Below are 14,715 nucleotides of genomic sequence, written 5' to 3'. Positions count from 1 at the left end.
CAAAAGACTGAACAAACAAGCTGAAAAGACGCCGGACAACCGGACATTTCAACTTTGCTGGCGCCCGGACATTTCAACTTAGCTTTGACACTGAAAATTTTCGTGGCACCGCCCTGGCCGAAGCGAGTGTCCATAGAATGACCGTGCCGCATTGCGGAGCCGGTTCGTTCCCGCCTCGCCGTGAAAGTCCGGCTCACGCCTTCCTCCTTCTGGGTTGATATGAGCCAGCTCTTGCGATATCCGGCCATCCTCTTCGTCCTGTTGCTGGTCCTGCTGGCCATGGCTACGGCTGCCGGCGCGCTGGTGCTGCGCCGCATCAGGCCCATTGCCGACGAAAGCCGCGAAGACTTCAGCATCGTCCAGGGCGCCACGCTGACACTGCTGGCCCTGCTGATCGGCTTTACCTTGTCGATGGCGGTGGGGCGCTACGACCAACGCAAGAACCTGGAAGAAGAGGAAGCCAACGCTATCGGCACCGAATACCTTCGGGCCGACCTGATGGAGCCGGAAAGCGGCGACAAGGCCAGGAAACTGCTGGCCCGCTATCTGGACCAACGCATTCGCTACTACGTGGCGCGCGGCGGACAGGACTTGCAGGAAATCGGCGCCGCCACCGCCCAGCTGCAAGACGAGATGTGGAAGGTCACGCGCGACGCCGCGCGGAAGACGCCAACCCCGATCACCGGGCTGGTGGTCGGCGGCATGAATGACGTGATCAACTCGCAAGGGTATGCGGAAGCGGCATGGCGAAACCGCATTCCGGTGGCGGCCTGGGGCTTGATGATCGCCATCGCCGTGTTCAGCAGCGTAATGCAGGGCTACGGGGCCAGGACCGCGCGGGCGCGGATCGGGCTGCTTCTGATCATGCCCCTGACGGTGGCGCTTTCGCTCGCGCTGATCGCCGATATCGACAGCCCGCGGGGCGGGCTGATCCGCGTAGCGCCGCAGAACCTGCTTGGCTTGCAGGAGTCCCTGCCCCGCTAGCTGGCGGCACGCGCGGCGTCTTGCGCCGGTTCGAGCCGGTTCCCGCCCAAAACGCGACGGCCGATGGTGCCGGCCATCGAATCCGACCGCCCTGAAGAGGGGAAAAGTGGGGTCCGGAAAAATATTTCTTCGCCGATGTCACACCCGCGGGGGCTGGCTCGTCATGTCGTCGTAACCCTTGAAAGGAGATTCAACATGACTGCCAAGCTCGACCCGTTTGCCGCCGCCCCCGCCCAGATGAAGTCCTGGATGGGCACATCGCTCGCCGTGGCGGGCAGCCTTGAGCCGAGCCTTGTCTCGCTGGTCGAAGTGCGCGCCTCGCAGATAAACGCCTGCGCGAACTGCATTAACATGCATGCCGCGGACGCCCGCGAGAGGGGCGAAACCGAGCAGCGCCTTTACCTGCTGTCCGCCTGGCGCGAGGCGCCTTGCTACACCGACCGCGAACGTGCGGCGCTCGGCTGGACAGAGGCGCTGACCCGCTTGTCCGAAGGCCATGCGCTCGACAGCGCCCGCACGGCGCTCAATGACCATTTTTCCAGGGAAGAGCAGGTGAAGCTCACGCTCATGATCAATGTCATCAACGGCTGGAACCGCCTCGCGGTCGGCTTCGGCCTGTGGGTCGATCCGGCGGCGGCGAAGGCGGCGGCCAAGGCCTTTGCCGGATGACGGACGCCAACCTCACGGATGCCGCGGCGAGCTTCGAGCCGCTGCGGCGCAAGCTGATCCGGGTCGCGTACCGGATGCTCGGTTCCGTCGCGGATGCCGAGGACATCGTGCAGGACGCCTATATCCGCTGGGTGAACGCCGAACGCGCCGAGGTGCGCGTGGCCGAGGCGTTCCTGCGCCGCATGGTCATGCGGATGTGCCTGGACCAGCTCAAGTCCGCGCGGCACCAGCGCGAGACCTACATCGGGCCGTGGCTGCCCGATCCCGTGCTCGAGGAAGACGAGCAGGAAGACGTCACGCTGCCGCTGATGCTAGCGCTCGAACGCCTGTCGCCGCTCGAGCGCGCGGCGTTCCTGCTGCACGATGTCTTCGGGCTGGAGTTCGACGAAGTCGCCAAGACCATCCAGCGCGAGCCGGCCGCGTGCCGCCAGCTCGCGGCGCGGGCGCGTACCCATGTACGGGAATCGCGCCCGCGTTTCCAGGTCGAAAAGGAGCGTGGTCTCGAACTCGCCAAGGCGTTCTTCGACGCATCACGCAGCGGCGACATGAGCGCGCTCGGCGCCATGCTGGCCGCCGACGTGAGCCTGCATGCGGACGGCGGCGGCAAGCGCCCGGCAATCGGCCACCCTGTGCTTGGCTTCGACGAGGTGATGCGCGTGCATGCGCAGCTGTCGAAGCTCTTTCAGAAGCTGGGCTCGACCTTCGTGCGCGCGGTGTTTATCAATGGCCTGCCTGGCTTTGTCACGCTGGAGTCGGATGGAGAGTTGCAAACGACGGCGCTGGAGATTGAGGACGGCAAGATCGCGGCGATTTATGTGGTGCGCAATCCGGAGAAGTTGCGGCATTTGCATTAGGGGTCATCTCCCTCGCCCACAGCTCGGCGTTGAGGCGGATCGAACGCGCCAGCTCCAGGCCAACAAAGGCTATGCCACGGCGCGCAGTGGCTGCAGTGCAAGGCCCTCCCTAACTGGCCGGATGGCAAGAAGTCCTTTGCAAGGGGCCGGAGTATTCCAATGCCGCGCCGCGGCACTATTTTCCGAACAGACGGAGAGCCGGGGTCACGCCATGGTAGAGTCGATCGTCACTCTTCATCGGAAGCCCTATGTCGCCACCCGTTGAACTTCGCCCCGTCGATTCGGCAGCCCATCAACAGGACATGGAAAGCGCCGCCGATACGCGCGGTGTGACCACGCAGCTGCCGGCATTGGTTCCGGCGCAAACCGCCCTGGTGGTCATGCACTACCAGACCGACATCATGGCGCTATTCCCGTCAGTCGCCCCCACCCTGCTCTCCAATACGCGCAGACTGTGCGACGCCGCACGGGCAAGGGGCGTCAGCGTCTATTTCGCCAAGATCCACTTCAGTCCGGGCTACCCGGAAGTCAGCCCGTTGAACCGGAACGGACAGGGGATCAAGGAGCTGGGGCTTTTCGTCGACGACCAGATCTCGCCGGAACTCGGCCGGCAGGCCACGGAGCCTCTCATCATCGCGCATCGTGCCAGCGTGTTCTTTGGCACCGACCTGCAGGTGAGGCTCTCCGCCCAGGGGATCGATACGCTGATCATGGCGGGCATTGCGTCGACCGGTGTTGTGCTGTCGTCGGTCGCGTATGCGAGTGATGCGGACTTCCGCTTGCTCACCGTCAAGGACTGCTGCTACGACCCGGACCAGGTCGTGCACGATCATCTTTTTTCAACGGCATTCGATTCACGCACAACCGTGCTCTCGCTCGCCGATGCCTTGGGGTGGCTCGCCTAGCACGGGCCGGCACGCCGACAGTCCGGAGAATATGAACATGCCCGCAGATTCCGGTCGCAATGGTGCTGAAGGCAGCTACCGGACCCTGCAGTACTTCGGCTGGATGACCCTGTTCATCTATCTGGCTACGCCGGGCGGCGCCCTGATCGATATTCAGGCTTCTTACATACTCAAGAACCAGTTGCATGCGACGGCGACGCAGATCTCCACATTCCGCCTGCTGACGGGCATCCCCGTGTACGTGGCATTCGCCTTTGGCCTGGCGCGTGACCAATGGAACCCGCTGGGATTGCGGGATCGCGGCTTCTTCCTGATCTTCGCTCCCGCGACCGCGGCCGCACTCGCCTGGATGGCGTTTTCAGGCTTCTCATATGCCGGACTGCTCGCCGGCATGATGCTGGCCATGGTCTCGTCCAGGTTTGTCGCCGCGGCGTACCAGGGGCTGGTCGCCCTGGTTGGCCAGGAAAAGCTCATGTCCGGACGCCTGAGCGCCCTGTTGAATGTGATCAGCTCCGTTCCGGTTGTTGCTGGCGCGTTGGCCTCCGGCTATGTGTCCGACCATCTTGCCGCGAAGGACGCCTTCTTCCTTGTCGCGTCGCTCAATCTGTTGATTGCCGTGCTGGCACTATGGAAGCCCGCTTCGGTCTTCGGCCATCTCTATGAGAAGCCGCAGGCCAGCAGCACGGATTTCTTGGGGAATGTCAGGCGGCTGGCAAAGCATAAGGCCGTCTACCCGGCGGTTCTCATCTGCCTTCTATGGAATTTTGCGCCGGGCGCGGCCACGCCGCTGCAGTTCTACCTGAGCAATACGCTGCATGCGTCGGATGCGATTTACTCGTACTACAACGGCATCTTTGCCGCCGCCTTCGTTCCAACGTTCTTGCTGTATGGCTATCTGTGCAAGCGGGTATCGCTGGACAAGCTGCTGTGGTGGGGAACGATCATCGCGATACCACAGATGATTCCGCTGGCATTCATTCATTCGGCCGATCTCGCCCTTGTCCTGGCGGCGCCGATAGGATTGATGGGCGGTATCGCCACGGCGGCGTACTTCGATCTAGCGATCCGGTCCTGTCCGCCGGGCCTGCAAGGAACCCTGATGATGCTGGTGGATGGCGTTCTGGCGCTCTCGGCGCGCGCCGGCGATCTGTTGGGATCCTGGATCTACAATAGCGACGCGACGCACGGATTTACCTACTGCGTGATCGCAACCACGGTGGTGTACGCGCTGATCCTGCCGCTGATTCCCCTGGCGCCGAAGGCATTGATTGCTACCAGGGATGGGGAATTCAGCGCGGAGCTCGAGGCCGCAGAGATTAACGAGATCCGTAGAAGCTAGTACGCGCAGGACCAATTTGCCTGCGCGATCAAAGTCCCCGGTTGGCTGGCCAAGTGATCCGAACATTCCTGCTCACTGCGGGCAAGGATTACTCTGCACTAAATGCGGGTAAGTCCATGGCCAGCCTGGACGTCACATCGACAGGCCCGCCACACATGCCGGATTGCGCCGGCAAGAGACGGACAGCGAGCATTTTTCCCTCGATGAACCAGCAGTAAGTGTCCTACCCCACGCGCATTGCAATGCGTACTTGGGTAGCCGACGACTTTTGACTAGCTTGGAAGCCTCGGGCCGCTTCGATGGGGAATCAACATGAAGAGGGTCATAGCGCGCGTGGCCGCGATGGTTGCCATTGGCTTCGCCATTGGCCTTGCCGCTGTCAGCGGCGCGCGGGCCTCGGACATTGCCTGTAAGTCACCTGCCGGGGGATCTTCGGTTCACTGCGAGGACCCGGAAGGCGCCGGAACAAGATGCACGCTTGCCACCGACGGCGCCCGCCCGCGCACGCGCCAGCAGCACCACCTGATCTGCGACTCTGCCACGCTGTCGGGGCGCTACGAGCGTATCTACGCCGAGCAGCAGCGGATGTTGCGCAAAGGCACCCTTCAGGACGCTGACATTGCGGCATGGCGCGCGCGGCGTGATGCCTGCGACTCGGCACGCTGCCTGGAAAGCATGTTCGCCAAGTTCTGGCGGGACCGGGATGCAATGCGGAACACACCGGGCCGGCCGGCCTCACCGCACCCCGCCGCTACGGCTACACCAGACCCGGTCAGGCGTGAGCCGGCGCCGGCTACTACGCCGACACAGCACGCCCAGGAAGCGCCGACGTTGACTGAGCCGCTTGTCACGCCGGTCAAGCCAGTGCCCATCGAGCCCGCTCGCCCGATCGCCGCCGCCGTCTCTGAAAGACCGGCTGACTGGGGAGCGGATGCCCGCCGCTCTGCAAAGAGCGTCGACAGTAGCCCGGGCAATCTGCGTCCGGCCACGCTTGTGCTGGAGAGTCTGTTTTCCGGCCTTGCCATCCTGGGCATGGGCGCGGGATTCCTGTGGACGCGCCGTAGCGCTCGCACATATGATGGACCAAAATCCGCCATCCCGGCGGCCATGGTGATCGCCTATGGCTTGCTCTTGGTGAATGCGCTGCTGCTTCCGTTCACGCTTGGCTTAAAGTAGGTGCGTACTGGGCGGCGCGTGCGTGCTCCGCATTGCGTTATGTCTAACTGGCGCTACGACTCCAGAATCTCCAGACCGTTCTCAGCACACCATTGCCTCAGCGCTCTTTCGACAGAGTCGGCTTCAAACGAATACCAGCGTTCGAGAATGCCTTTGCGCGCCAGCATATCTTTGAAGCAAGCGTAAGCGCGTGACCGTCGGAAGAATGCTTCAACCTGTTCATAACACTCAGGCAACTCTTGTGCGACAAATCGGAGGGCGAGATTTCTTCCAAGATCGAGCTCGTTTTTATGCGAAGGTAGCGGTCCGAAGTTTCAAGGTCGTCAGGAATCTCGTCGTCGAAGTCGTCGTCGAAATCGGAAGTCCAATAGACTTGACCGGTATCGAGTGAGACATACGCGTTGTGATCCATTGGCGCAGCAGAACTAACGAAGTCCAAAGCCATGGAAAGATCGTCGAATTTGACTGCGACCATGCCTGTTACTCCCACGGGTTGCGAGTTGAACTGCTCGAGAGACGTTCGACGACCGACGCGCCACTCCTGCTCTGTAGTTGCTGCTAATGCCGCCTCACATGAAGCCGGGGTTCCGCGGGAGATAGCGCGTCCAGTCGCCGAATTCGCGCCACGACATCAGCACCATCGGCAGCGTGAATCGCATTCCCTGGCTCGCTGCGATCGCCAGGGCTTCGCTCGTCCCGGGAACGAACACGGAGATCTGCGGGGCACCCTTGGCGATGGCCATCGCCAGCGCCGCCCGGAACGCGCCGGGCATCGCGGGCGCATGCATGACCGCCAACGGGCCGATGTGGCCCGTCGCGGCAACGTATGCGTAGCCGACGCGCTCGCCGCCGTCTTCGAAGAATATGCCTTCCACCATGGGATTAGCGAGCAGGTACCGGTGGTGCTTCTCTCGCGAAACACCCAGCGTTGCAAAATCGAGACCGCGCAGCATCTCGAAATCGGCAGCCGTGTTTTGGATGGGCGTCGTGCGAAGCGCGGGATCCTGCGCGTGGCGCACCAATGACTCACGTTCGGCGGTGCACAAAAGGATGGACACGCGCGGCAGCAAGCCGTGCCGCACGTACAGGCCCTGGGACACAACGTTGAAGGCGAAGGTGATCAGGCACTTTTCGGTCGCGCCGGCCTGGCTCGCATGCTGCATGGTGCGGTCCAGCAGCGCGTTGCCGACTCCCTGTCCTTGCCTGCCGGGAGCAACGAACAGTTCGGCCAGGAACCAGAGCCGATCGGAAACCCAGCTCAGCGCAAAGCCGGCAATCTCGCCATCGTCCTCGGCCAGCCACACGCCGCGTGGATCGTCCCTGAGACAGAACGCCTGGAAATCCGGAGACCGCGACGTGGCAATCGGCCCGAAACCGTGGCGGACGGTCAGGTCGTTGATGCTGCGGGTAACAAGCTCCTCGGCGCGTACCAGTTCATCAGCGTTTGCAGGTCGGACAACGAGCGGCATGGGCACCTCCTGCGCGGCAACATCTGAATGTATAGGAGAAGGCCGCGGCGGAGCCAAGCGCCCGATCAATGGCTGCGCCGCATCCCCATCAACACATCCGATGCCGCCCGAACACAGAGCGCTCCCTCGATCAGGACCGGTTACGCCCGCATCTCAGCCAGCCCGGACCAGCCTGCGCGCCGTTCGATGGCCTCGCCAGCCGCCAGGCAAAGCGCCTCCTGGAAGCGCCCCGCCACCAGTTGCACACCCATCGGCGTGCTGCCTGCCATGCCGGTCGGCACCGACAAGCCCGGCAGGCCGAGCATGGCCGGCGCCAGCAGCGGGCTTTGCGCATCCAGGATTTCGCGCATGGCGGCATCGCCCTGCTGGTCCGCGTCGACCGCGAACGGGCGCTGCCACGAGACCGGCATCAGCAGCAGCGGATATTGCGCAAGAAAGAGTTGCCAGTCGCGCAGCAGATTGGAGCGCAGGGCCAGCGCGTCCATATAGCCCACGAGATCCAGATCCGGGGCCAGCCGGTACATGCTGCCGAAGGCACGGCAGATCGCGTCATCGCCATCGTTCTCTACGGCTTGCCGTACGCTGGCCTTGGTCTCGTTCATGGTGAGTGCCAGCCACAGCTCCGTTACCTCGGTGAAGCGCGGCGGGGCGGCTTCCTCGACCGTATAACCGGCCTGTTCCAGCCACCGTGCCGCCTGCGCGACCGCCGCGGCGACCTCGGGGTCGGCGCGGTAGCCCGGCAGCGAGGTGCATACTGCGACTCTTGTACCCGCCTGATGGGCATTGGCCGGCTGCGCGGCATCCAGCGGCGCGGGCGTCCACCATGGGTCCCTGGCATCGCCCGCGGACATCGCCGCCAGCGCCAGGCGCAGGTCCGCCACGCTGCGCGCGAGCGGCCCCTGCACCGAGGTCATGTGCATGCCGATGGTGCGCTCCCGCGACTGGGACGGGTTGAACGCCGGCACCCGCCCGAAGCTCGGCCGCAGGCCTGCCACGCCGCAGGCATAGGCGGGATAGCGGATCGATCCGCCCTGGTCGTTGCCGTGCGCGAGCGGGCCGATGCCGGCCGCCACCGCTGCCGCCGCGCCGCCGCTGGAGCCGCCGGGCGTACGCGTGGCGTCGTAGGGATTGAGCGTGCGGCCGTGCGGGGCGTTGTCGGTGAACCAGCGCATCGAGAACGCCGGCGTATTGTTGCGGCCGATGATGATGGCTCCCGCCTTGCGCAGGTTGGCGACCACCGGGCTGTCGGCAGTGGCCACGGTGCTGCGGTAGGCCGCTACGCCATTGGTCGTGGCGCGCCCCGCCTGGTCCACGTTCACCTTGATCGTCACGGGCACGCCGTGCAGCGGGCCCACCGGCTCGCCGCGTGCCAGCATGGCATCAGCCTCGGCGGCGGCGTGCAGGGCTTCGTCGGCCAGCACCTCGACCACCGCGTTGAGGCGGGGGTTGACGTCGTCCAGCCGCGCCAGGCAGCTTGCCGCCGCCTCGCGGCACGAGATTTCACGGGAGGCGATATGCCGGGCGAGATCGACGGCGCTCAGGCGCCACAGTTCGTTGCTCATGAATGGTCCGTTGTGGTTGTGGATGTGATGGATTCGATGACGCCTGCGCCGGTCCGGCGCGGCGGCAAGCGTGCAATCAGTCGGCCTTGATGCCGGCGCGCTTGACGGTGGCGCCCCAGCGGGGCACCTCGCTGCGGATCAGGCTGGTGAACGCCTCGGGCGTCGAGGGCATGGCCTCGATCGACAGCGCGGCATTCGCCTTGACCACGGCGGGATCTGCCAGGGCCCTGTTGAGCGCGGCGTTGAGCTTGCGGATGACGGGCATGGGCGTGCCCGCCGGCGCCACCAGCCCGCCCCAGGCCACCACATCGAAGCCCTTGATGCCGCTCTCGTCCATGGTGGGCACCTGCGGCAGCACCGGCACGCGCTGCAGGCTGGTCACGGCCAGCGCCTTGATCTGCTTGCCGGCAATGAACTGCTGGATGCCCGAGACGTTGTCGAACATCACATCGACCTGGCCGTTGACCATGTCGCCCAGTGCCTGCGCGCCGCTCTTGTAGGGCACGTGCAGCATCTTGATGCCGGTACTGCCCTGCACCAGCTCACCCGCCAGGTGAGCGCCCGAGCCGATGCCCAGCGACCCCATCACCACCTTGCCGGGGCGTTGCTTCGCGTATGCGATTAGCTCGGCAAGGTTGTTGGCCGGCAGGTCCTTGCGCGCCACCAGCACATAGGCGTTGCCGATGGCCAGGCCAATCGGCGCGAGATCCCTTTCCGGATCGTAGGGAAGCTTGGTGTAAAAGGTGCGGTTGACGGCCAGCGTGACCATATTGCCGTAGCCGATGGTGTAACCGTCGGCAGCGGACGTGGCCACCAGCTGGGTCCCGACGATACCGCCGGCGCTGGGCCGGTTGTCGACCACCACCGGCTTGCCCAGTTCGCGGCCCATCGCCTCGGCGATCGGGCGCAGCGCCACGTCCGCGCCCGCGCCGGCCGCGTAGGGCACCACCATCTTGAGCGGCCGCTCCGGCCACTCGGCCCGGGCCAGCAGCGGCGCGGTGCATAGGGCTGATATCGCCAGGGCGGCCATTGCCCGTACTGCGAAACGGGTGACGACCGGTCGTTCTGTCGGGGTGCGCGTCTTCTCCATGTGTCTCCTCGCTGTTTTCTTTGCATTGGCATGGGTTTCGCAACAAGGCTACGCAGATAGAATGAAAGCCAAAAGACGCTAAATTCTTGATGGTGACAACTCAGGGTTGTCGTCACATCGCCAGCAAGCGCAAGACATCCCGGCTCACGGAACGGGAAGCGAGGGAGACAACGTGAAGGACCATCACCTGAAGGCATGGCTGAGCCTGGTGGAGACCGGCAGCATCCGCGGCGCGGCACGCAGCCTGTACCTGAGCCAGGCCGCCATTACCAAGGCCATCCGGGAACTGGAACAGGACCTGGATGCGCCGCTGATCGTGCGCAGCTCGCGCGGCGTGACGCTGACCGAATGCGGTCACCAACTCACCCTGCGGGCGCGGCTGGCGCAGGCGCAGCTTGCCCTGGCACGGCAGGACATCCGCCAGTTGCAGGGCGGCAAGCAGGCGCACGTATCGGTAGCGGTCACGCCGATGGTCTTCCTGAGCCTGCTGCCCGACGTGATCCGCGCCTTCCGCAAGCGCATGCCGCTGGCCGAGCTCACGCTGGAAGAAGGCATGATGCCGCTGGTACTGCCCGCGCTGCGCGATGGCACCGTCGACTTTGCCGTCGCCGCGCCGGGACAGCAGGCCATCGGCAGCGAGTTCACCTTCGAGCCGCTGCAGACGCTGGAGATCATGGTCGCCTGCCGCCGTGGCCATCCGCTCGAACACGCGACCGAATGGGAAGAACTGCTCGATTGCGAATGGTTGATGCACTTGTCGCCGGGCAGTCACCACACCTATATGCTCGACCAGTTGCGGGAGGCGGGTATTCCGGTGCCGACACGCATCATCAAGGCCAATACCTTTGGCGTGAGCTGGAACCTGATGACGCGCAGCGATGCGCTGCTTTCCTGTCCGGCCGGCCTGCTCGGCGTGGAACCCTATGCGCAGCAAGTCAGTCGGGTGCCGTTGCGGATGCCGTTGCCGCCGATCACGCTGGGGATTCTGACGCTGCGGGATACGCCGCTGTCGTTGGCGGCGGAGACTATGGCGGAGTTGTTCAGGAAGGAGATTGCGGTGAACGGGAAGAAGCTGGCGACGGGATGACCGGATCGGGACCCGGCTGCAACCGCATCGGGCGAACCATCGGCAGTGCGAATTGTGCCGATGGTTCGCACTGCCAAATCAGTCAACCAAGCAAACTTCGGCCGAGAGCTGATCGAGCTGGGATTTGACCATGACCAGCAGGCAGTGGGTGCCGTGGATTTCTTCCGAGTGATCGCTTTGGACTTCGAGAAGGAAGAGGATGCTGGAGAGGCTGGCGCTGAGGCGGTTCAGGGCGGACGAGAGGTCGAGGGAAGTCGACGCTGGGGTTGGGGTGAGATGACTGCGCGCTGTGGTATTGCCGGTGGACATTGTGACCTCCTGAAATGCAGTTGAGAGGCCATCCCGTCATTGCGACATGAGGGGTGGCGGGCCTGATAACGGGGGTGGCAATGCCGGTGCTCCGATCGAAAAACCGGCCAGCCTTGCGGCTGCCCCATCCGGCCCGCCATGGATTGATGAGGCGAGCGTGTACGAAAAAACCATACACGATAGGCGTCGATCGGAGCGGTTCGGGTTGCCACACCCGGTCATCGGTGATGCGATGACTGGGGAAGTTTGGCTATCGGTTTGGAAAGCGTCGATAGGAAACTTCGCATTGCGGCGCTCCAGGCTTCGGCATACGAAGAATGCAGCGTCGCCCCCTCTAAGGTGGGATTAGGGAATCCTGGCTGCTATCCGTTTATCGTAGCGGGCACGCATACCGTCGAGCCTTTAACACATGCGAAGGGATATATGAATCAAAGCAGAATTGCGCTGGTTGCTACCATTCTCGCCAGTGGCATCGTATTGACTGGTTGCGAGACCACGAACTCGATTCCCTACAAGGCGTCCGCCGCCAATGTCATTGCCATCCAGCAAAGCCTTCAGCCGAAGAAGGTCAGCGTCGCCGAGGTCGGTCTTGCGCCGGGCGTCGATGAGAGCCCCTTGTGCCGCCTGAATGGTCCGGTAAAGGTGGCGCCGGGCAAGACACCATCGCAGTACATCAAGGATGCGTTCCAGGAAGAACTCCTGATGGCTCAAGCCTATGACGTGAAAGGTGCGCCGATCGACGGGCGCATCGAAGAACTGAGTTTCAGCTCGGTGTCCCCGGCGTACTGGCAGATCACGATGGCCGTGAAGTCGACTGCCGACAAGGGCTATAAGGTCTCTGTCAAGTATCCGTTCGACACGAGTTGGACCGCTGCCGGCGCGTGCAAGAACGTGGCAGATGCCTTCGGCCCCGCCGTGCAGGAACTGCTCAAGCAGGTTGTGACGAACCCGCAATTCCCCGCGTTGGCGGGGAAGTAAATAGCTTGATAGTACGCGCCCTCACGATTTGCGCGGGAGGGTGTCGTCAATAGATGGCGAGGGGCAGAGTCCGACCCACGACCGCCGTTCCAGCCTCCTCCACATTAACGGCGGCTTGCGGCGTCCAACGGTCGTCCATGGCTTCCTGCCCGGCGGCAAGTCGTCGGTGTGGATTCAACCGGTTGAGCGCCCTATGCCCGGAGTCGATCCTCTGCAGTCCTTTGGCCACTCATGGCAGCGATGACAGGTTTTGAGTGAAACTCGTGTCGGCAAACCTTTTTCGATGAGAATGAAAACCTCCTCATAAGCAGCATTATTCCGATGCAGCGAACTCTGCTGCCAAGTACCGACAGCAATTGATGGGTGGGGTAGCGGAAAGCGGAAAGTCCTATCAAACCGTGCGACCGCCGCTGACTCGGTTCACGCGGATGAAACCTACCCTCGCATTGACCGCAGACCAAACTCAGGCGTATCGTTTCATGGTCTCTTGTTCCTCCTGCCGCCGCGACGTCGTTTGCGGCGACTCGCCTTTGCTGGCAATTCCTTCGACAAGGAGGTTCGAATGTTGAAGCGAATGCTCACGGTTCTTACGCTGAGTTTGAGTTTCGTACTCCCACCTTCGGAAGCACAGCAGCCCGCTAAAATCCCGCGAGTTGGGTTTCTCGCACCCCAGGGCCGTTCCCTACCCCTCTTCGACGCATTCCGGCAAGGTCTTGCCGATTTAGGCTACATCGACGGGAAGAACATCGTCATCGAGCCGCGATTCGCTGAGGGGCACTATGAGCGGTTCCCTGAAATTTTTTCCGAGCTGGTGGGCCTTAAAATCGATGTCCTTGCCGTGACAGGTGCCGTAACGGCGCGCGCGGCCAAGAAATCGGTTACCGACATCCCAATAGTGTTCTCGGTCGTAGTCGATCCGGTGGCGGACCACCTCGTACCAAATCTGGAGCGACCTGGCGGAAATCTCACCGGCGTTACATCCTTTGACCCGCAGCAAGCTACGAAACAGCTCGAACTTCTAAAGCAAGTTGTCCCCGGGCTCAAGCGTGTGGCGATCCTGGGAGATCAAGGCGTCTCCGAGGCTTTGATTAACGCGGCCGAGGGACAAGCACGGACGCTCGAGTTGCAGCCGCAGCGACTCAGAGTGGCAGGACCGAATCCGGATCTGGAAGGAGCGTTCGCCGCCATCAAGCAGCAACATGCGGATGCTTTGCTGGTACTTGAGGAACCGATACTGGGCGTTCACGCGAAGGAAGTCGTGGATCTGGCAGCGAAGAATCGACTCCCCACCCTATTTGCCCCGTCTAGGGTAGCGGCTGGGGGACTCGTCTCCTATGGAGCAAGCCAAACCGAGGCAATCCGGCACATGGCAGCTTACGTGGACAAGGTGCTGAAGGGCGCCAAACCTGGCGCTCTATCCGTGGAGACGGTGAAGCGCTATGAGCTCATCGTGAACCTGAAAACGGCGCGCGAAATCGGCGTGACGGTTTCGCCTGAGGTGCTCAAGCGCGCGGATCGGGTTATACAGTAGGCAATCCAGCAAACGGTGGTCGCATCGAATTGCGATTCCATGGATCGGTCATCTCGCGAGCAATGAGCTGACCTGGAAGCAGACATTCTCCGTGGTCGGGGGCCCATCGAGGGCGAACAACCGCAAAGGCCGATCCCTTGAGATACATGCCCGGCCACCGGACGTCCGCTTACCGATCGAAGCCGACTGTTGAATGTCCAACTCAGTTCTTTGGTGACCGGCAGAAGATGGCCGTACTCAGCCAGCCGATAGGAGGTGCGTCCATGCGTACTCCTCGCCACGGTCTTCATGTGCTTCCGTTCTACGACAAGGTCGTCAGGTCCCTGATCTTCTCTACAATCTCCGGATTGGCAAGCGTTGACACGTCACCTGGATCCTGGTGGTTGGAGATCGCCGCCAGCACGCGGCGCATGATCTTGCCTGAGCGTGTCTTGGGCATGTCAGGAACAATGACGACGCGATGCGGACGCGCAATCGCGCCGATCTGGGACACCGAGGCCGCGACCTTGTTCGCGATCTTTTGGGAGGGCGCCAGTCCCGGCTTGAGCGAGACATAGAGGTCGGGAACCTTCCCCTTGACTTCGTCGGCCACTGGCACCACCGCTGCCTCGGCGACTTCTGGCACCAGCAGCGCGGCCGATTCGATCTGCTTGTCGCCTACGTGTCGGTGGACTCGCTCGACGATGCGAACAAGGCAGTGACAATCCTGGGGAAGGGCTGACGCCGGCGGCGGGCGATGCCCGAGACTGGCCGCGCCCGCTC

At 63.1% G+C, this 14,715-nt stretch carries 15 protein-coding genes; 9 read left to right on the top strand and 6 right to left on the bottom strand.

Annotated elements, in window-relative coordinates; genetic code table 11:
- Nucleotides 1-219: 219 nt before the first annotated feature.
- The 6 genes from CupriaWKF_RS21270 to CupriaWKF_RS21245 all read left to right on the top strand — a co-directional run bounded on the left by CupriaWKF_RS21270 (nucleotide 220) and on the right by CupriaWKF_RS21245 (nucleotide 5,927).
- Nucleotides 220-984, top strand: coding sequence for a hypothetical protein (locus CupriaWKF_RS21270; protein WP_276102734.1), 765 nt, complete (start codon nucleotides 220-222; stop codon nucleotides 982-984).
- 195 nt (nucleotides 985-1,179) lie between these two features.
- Complete coding sequence (locus tag CupriaWKF_RS21265) at nucleotides 1,180-1,653, top strand: carboxymuconolactone decarboxylase family protein (protein ID WP_276102733.1); 474 nt, start codon at nucleotides 1,180-1,182, stop codon at nucleotides 1,651-1,653.
- Nucleotides 1,650-2,507: a sigma-70 family RNA polymerase sigma factor gene (locus CupriaWKF_RS21260; protein WP_276102732.1), complete on the top strand. Its 858-nt coding sequence runs from the start codon at nucleotides 1,650-1,652 to the stop codon at nucleotides 2,505-2,507. Before CupriaWKF_RS21265 ends, CupriaWKF_RS21260 begins: the two co-directional genes overlap by 4 nt.
- A 302-nt stretch (nucleotides 2,508-2,809) precedes the next feature.
- The gene (locus tag CupriaWKF_RS21255; RefSeq protein WP_276103355.1) at nucleotides 2,810-3,412 is read left to right on the top strand and encodes an isochorismatase family cysteine hydrolase; all 603 of its coding nucleotides are present in this window, start codon (nucleotides 2,810-2,812) and stop codon (nucleotides 3,410-3,412) included.
- A gap of 37 nt (nucleotides 3,413-3,449) precedes the next feature.
- Nucleotides 3,450-4,751 carry an MFS transporter gene (locus CupriaWKF_RS21250; protein ID WP_276102731.1) on the top strand — a complete coding sequence of 434 codons (1,302 nt, stop codon included), beginning with the start codon at nucleotides 3,450-3,452 and terminating at the stop codon, nucleotides 4,749-4,751.
- 342 nt (nucleotides 4,752-5,093) lie between these two features.
- Nucleotides 5,094-5,927: a GntR family transcriptional regulator gene (locus tag CupriaWKF_RS21245; RefSeq protein WP_276103352.1), complete on the top strand. Its 834-nt coding sequence runs from the start codon at nucleotides 5,094-5,096 to the stop codon at nucleotides 5,925-5,927.
- 97 nt (nucleotides 5,928-6,024) lie between these two features.
- On the opposite strand, the gene CupriaWKF_RS21240 is transcribed toward CupriaWKF_RS21245, so the two are convergent.
- The 4 genes from CupriaWKF_RS21240 to CupriaWKF_RS21225 all read right to left on the bottom strand — a co-directional run bounded on the left by CupriaWKF_RS21240 (nucleotide 6,025) and on the right by CupriaWKF_RS21225 (nucleotide 10,048).
- The gene (locus CupriaWKF_RS21240; RefSeq protein WP_276102730.1) at nucleotides 6,025-6,402 is read right to left on the bottom strand and encodes a hypothetical protein; all 378 of its coding nucleotides are present in this window, start codon (nucleotides 6,400-6,402) and stop codon (nucleotides 6,025-6,027) included.
- A 94-nt stretch (nucleotides 6,403-6,496) separates the two neighbouring features.
- Nucleotides 6,497-7,396 carry a GNAT family N-acetyltransferase gene (locus CupriaWKF_RS21235; protein ID WP_276102729.1) on the bottom strand — a complete coding sequence of 300 codons (900 nt, stop codon included), beginning with the start codon at nucleotides 7,394-7,396 and terminating at the stop codon, nucleotides 6,497-6,499.
- A gap of 140 nt (nucleotides 7,397-7,536) precedes the next feature.
- Nucleotides 7,537-8,958: an amidase family protein gene (locus tag CupriaWKF_RS21230; protein ID WP_276102728.1), complete on the bottom strand. Its 1,422-nt coding sequence runs from the start codon at nucleotides 8,956-8,958 to the stop codon at nucleotides 7,537-7,539.
- Between the two features lie 76 nt (nucleotides 8,959-9,034).
- Nucleotides 9,035-10,048, bottom strand: coding sequence for a tripartite tricarboxylate transporter substrate binding protein (locus CupriaWKF_RS21225; protein WP_276102727.1), 1,014 nt, complete (start codon nucleotides 10,046-10,048; stop codon nucleotides 9,035-9,037).
- A gap of 172 nt (nucleotides 10,049-10,220) precedes the next feature.
- On the opposite strand from CupriaWKF_RS21225, the gene CupriaWKF_RS21220 reads away from it, so the two are divergent.
- The gene (locus tag CupriaWKF_RS21220) at nucleotides 10,221-11,135 is read left to right on the top strand and encodes a LysR substrate-binding domain-containing protein (RefSeq protein WP_276102726.1); all 915 of its coding nucleotides are present in this window, start codon (nucleotides 10,221-10,223) and stop codon (nucleotides 11,133-11,135) included.
- Between the two features lie 78 nt (nucleotides 11,136-11,213).
- On the opposite strand, the gene CupriaWKF_RS21215 is transcribed toward CupriaWKF_RS21220, so the two are convergent.
- Nucleotides 11,214-11,444, bottom strand: coding sequence for a DUF1484 family protein (locus CupriaWKF_RS21215; RefSeq protein ID WP_276102725.1), 231 nt, complete (start codon nucleotides 11,442-11,444; stop codon nucleotides 11,214-11,216).
- 258 nt (nucleotides 11,445-11,702) lie between these two features.
- Here CupriaWKF_RS21215 and CupriaWKF_RS21210 point away from each other — a divergent pair, with 258 nt between their 5' ends.
- Nucleotides 11,703-12,422 carry a hypothetical protein gene (locus tag CupriaWKF_RS21210; RefSeq protein ID WP_276102724.1) on the top strand — a complete coding sequence of 240 codons (720 nt, stop codon included), beginning with the start codon at nucleotides 11,703-11,705 and terminating at the stop codon, nucleotides 12,420-12,422.
- 562 nt (nucleotides 12,423-12,984) lie between these two features.
- Entirely contained in the window at nucleotides 12,985-13,953 is a 969-nt protein-coding gene (locus CupriaWKF_RS21205) for an ABC transporter substrate-binding protein (protein WP_276102723.1), read from the top strand.
- A gap of 301 nt (nucleotides 13,954-14,254) precedes the next feature.
- Here the strand turns inward: CupriaWKF_RS21205 and CupriaWKF_RS21200 are convergent, their stop codons facing one another.
- Nucleotides 14,255-14,578, bottom strand: coding sequence for a hypothetical protein (locus CupriaWKF_RS21200; RefSeq protein ID WP_276102722.1), 324 nt, complete (start codon nucleotides 14,576-14,578; stop codon nucleotides 14,255-14,257).
- Nucleotides 14,579-14,715 lie beyond the last annotated feature (137 nt).

This window comes from Cupriavidus sp. WKF15 (genome assembly GCF_029278605.1).
Classification (GTDB): domain Bacteria; phylum Pseudomonadota; class Gammaproteobacteria; order Burkholderiales; family Burkholderiaceae; genus Cupriavidus.
This window is presented reverse-complemented; position numbering and strand designations above follow the sequence as displayed.

Coding starts and splice junctions, on each gene's coding strand:
- CupriaWKF_RS21235 (WP_276102729.1), bottom strand. CDS start 7,396: ATGCCGCTCGTTGTCCGACCTGCAAACGCTGATGAACTGGTACGCGCC.
- CupriaWKF_RS21240 (WP_276102730.1), bottom strand. CDS start 6,402: ATGGTCGCAGTCAAATTCGACGATCTTTCCATGGCTTTGGACTTCGTT.
- CupriaWKF_RS21260 (WP_276102732.1), top strand. CDS start 1,650: ATGACGGACGCCAACCTCACGGATGCCGCGGCGAGCTTCGAGCCGCTG.
- CupriaWKF_RS21265 (WP_276102733.1), top strand. CDS start 1,180: ATGACTGCCAAGCTCGACCCGTTTGCCGCCGCCCCCGCCCAGATGAAG.
- CupriaWKF_RS21245 (WP_276103352.1), top strand. CDS start 5,094: ATGGTTGCCATTGGCTTCGCCATTGGCCTTGCCGCTGTCAGCGGCGCG.
- CupriaWKF_RS21225 (WP_276102727.1), bottom strand. CDS start 10,048: ATGGAGAAGACGCGCACCCCGACAGAACGACCGGTCGTCACCCGTTTC.
- CupriaWKF_RS21205 (WP_276102723.1), top strand. CDS start 12,985: ATGTTGAAGCGAATGCTCACGGTTCTTACGCTGAGTTTGAGTTTCGTA.
- CupriaWKF_RS21215 (WP_276102725.1), bottom strand. CDS start 11,444: ATGTCCACCGGCAATACCACAGCGCGCAGTCATCTCACCCCAACCCCA.
- CupriaWKF_RS21255 (WP_276103355.1), top strand. CDS start 2,810: ATGGAAAGCGCCGCCGATACGCGCGGTGTGACCACGCAGCTGCCGGCA.
- CupriaWKF_RS21270 (WP_276102734.1), top strand. CDS start 220: ATGAGCCAGCTCTTGCGATATCCGGCCATCCTCTTCGTCCTGTTGCTG.
- CupriaWKF_RS21250 (WP_276102731.1), top strand. CDS start 3,450: ATGCCCGCAGATTCCGGTCGCAATGGTGCTGAAGGCAGCTACCGGACC.
- CupriaWKF_RS21230 (WP_276102728.1), bottom strand. CDS start 8,958: ATGAGCAACGAACTGTGGCGCCTGAGCGCCGTCGATCTCGCCCGGCAT.